At 55.3% G+C, this 1,871-nt stretch carries 1 protein-coding gene; it reads left to right on the top strand.

The window, feature by feature from the left end:
* Positions 1 to 38 precede the first annotated feature (38 nt).
* Positions 39 to 1,871, top strand: a 1,833-nt coding sequence (locus KDK18_RS06760) for a hypothetical protein (protein WP_257254112.1), incomplete at its 3' end; no start/stop codon positions are given.

The following is a 1,871-nucleotide window of genomic DNA, read 5'->3' as shown; positions in this document are numbered from 1 at the left end:
GGCCTGACCGTCTTGTGCCGATCAGGCTGGTTGTTCAAATGGATGACTATCGCAGGATGCAACGTGAGGGCACCATTGGCGAACAGCCGTTACAAAAAGACATTCAACGCATTGCCCGGGGAATGAGAGCGCCACGTTTAGCAAACCTGCTACAAGGGCTTGTGAGCCCGATCAAAGCGTCGGGCATTCCCGATGGCAGCTCCTTTAGGGTGAAAGTCAGCCTCAGGCCTCACTGGCCTTTGGTAGACAGCCGTGTCGAAATCAGCGCGGAAGACAACAGTCATGCCCGGTTACTGCTGGGCACGCGGGACGGGGAGAGTATCAAGCCGTTCATTTTCCGGGAAACCCTGACAAGCCTGTTCGGTGCCAGTCTGTTGAAGGCTCTTGAGGGCGGCGGCGCATCGCTGTCAGCATTGCGCCAGCAGGTGCGGCAGCGCTTTGGGATAAACACCGGGACAGTGCCCGACAGTGAGCAGCGCCCTGTTGGGCTGACCCGTCAGTACGAACTGACTCTGGCGGCTGCTCATCCTTCAAAAACAAGCCTCTATCAGCGGCTGGTCAAAGGCCATCATAACCTGGAGCTGGCTGAGGGGACTGAAGCGGATTACCGCCGGGCGCTGCAATATTTAAGACGCCATGACAGCGATAAAGTGAAGGCAACATCGGAACTGCTTTCTAAAGGAGAGGTGGCGATCAGTAACAGTGACCGCACTCTTTTTAACAAGGTTCTCAGTGAGAAAAATCCGGTACCCGCCGTTCCCTCGGGTCGCCAATTTGATAATACCGTCGCCACCTATAGCCCTCTGCCTCCTGCCTCTGTCATGGTCGATGTTGATTACCGGGCATGGTCGAGAGTCGGTTCCGGCCTGGAATCCCTGCTCGACTCCACCCTGCTTGGGTTAAGCCGGGCAGCAGCTGAAAACTTGCTGTCACAACAAAAAGAGAACCTTGCCAAATCTCACCAACTAAGGCTCGTTGCCAGCGATTACCTGAAGTCCCTGCTGGTTCATTTTATCTACTGGAAGATGGACCAGGTTCTGGGGAGCAACGGCCAGCCAACCAGCCAGATACACGCGGGATTGGCCGATGCAGTAGCGTCCATACTGCCTTACAGCGACATTGATGCCATCAAAATTCTGAATCTTCTTCCACGCGGGATTTTGGCAACGGAAAAAAACCTGGCCGCCGCCTTGGAGGGGGCCTGTGCCGAAGTTGCCCGGGGGCTGGGTTGGAAGCATTTTAACACTGGCCAGCTGGCCAATATGAAACAAGATGTGCACACCGTATTCAATGAGGCAGTAAAACTGCGAGAGCAAGTCGGGAAGCCGTTCCAGTTGCCTGTGCAGTGGGTTTACCGCCGGGACAATGACGGCCAATCGTCTGTTCAAGCTTTACCGGGGCAGGATAAGACCATTAAAACCCTCGCCAGCAGTCCTCGTCATGTCGTCATGTCGGACGGTGACAGTCGTTATATAAAAATCACCCCAGCGGGTCCCGGCAATCCTTTCCCGGTCATGTCATCCCAGTCACAGGATGGCCTGAAGAAGCTGTTACGGCAACCCCTTAACCCCGGTGAAAACGCTTCGGGCACACGGGCTTACCTGTCACAGCTGTCGCGCTTTTATGATGCTACTGAATTTAAGGACATTGACGCTACCGGTCAGATTAATGCCGTCATTGACAAGATGGACAACGCCACCCGGCAGCGGTTTGCAGGGAATTTCCTGCAATATGCCCGGCAGTCCGCCATCCCGGGAGATCTGGCCGAGGCCATGGCCGGGAAATTGCTTATGGCAGAGGTCAGTGCGCTGAGTTCCCTGCCTGACAGGATCTCCCCCGAGCTTTATCAGCGGCTCAACGGGTTATTGAAC

It is taken from the genome of Endozoicomonas sp. SESOKO3, from assembly GCF_024606255.1.
Note: the sequence above shows the minus strand (reverse complement) of the source record. Positions and strands in the feature narration are given on the sequence as shown.